This is a genomic window from Nonomuraea candida (genome assembly GCF_000725485.1).
Classification (GTDB): Bacteria; Actinomycetota; Actinomycetes; order Streptosporangiales; family Streptosporangiaceae; genus Nonomuraea; species Nonomuraea candida.
This window is the reverse complement of sequence record NZ_JOAG01000218.1, coordinates 1-228: the sequence shown is the minus strand read 5'-3', so window position 1 is coordinate 228 and position 228 is coordinate 1. Positions and strand designations below refer to the sequence as shown.

At 67.5% G+C, this 228-nt stretch carries 1 protein-coding gene; it reads left to right on the top strand.

Going from position 1 to position 228, the window contains the following annotated elements; all coding sequences use genetic code 11:
• A partial coding sequence (locus IO39_RS43785) for an integrase core domain-containing protein (protein WP_043638047.1) occupies positions 1-228 on the top strand: 228 nt, incomplete at both ends.

Sequence of the window (228 nt, the reverse complement as noted above, 5' to 3'; positions counted from 1 at the left end):
CATCCGCTACACCGAGCGGCTGGCCGGCATCGGCGCGGTCAGCTCGGTCGGCTCACGCGGGGACAGCTACGACAACGCCCTGGCCGAGACCACGATCGGACTGTACAAGACCGAGCTGATCCACCGCCACGGTCCGTGGAAGGGCCTGGACGACGTGGAGATCGCCACCATGGAGTGGGTCGACTGGTACAACAACCGCCGCCTCCACAGCGCCTGCCAGAACCTGCC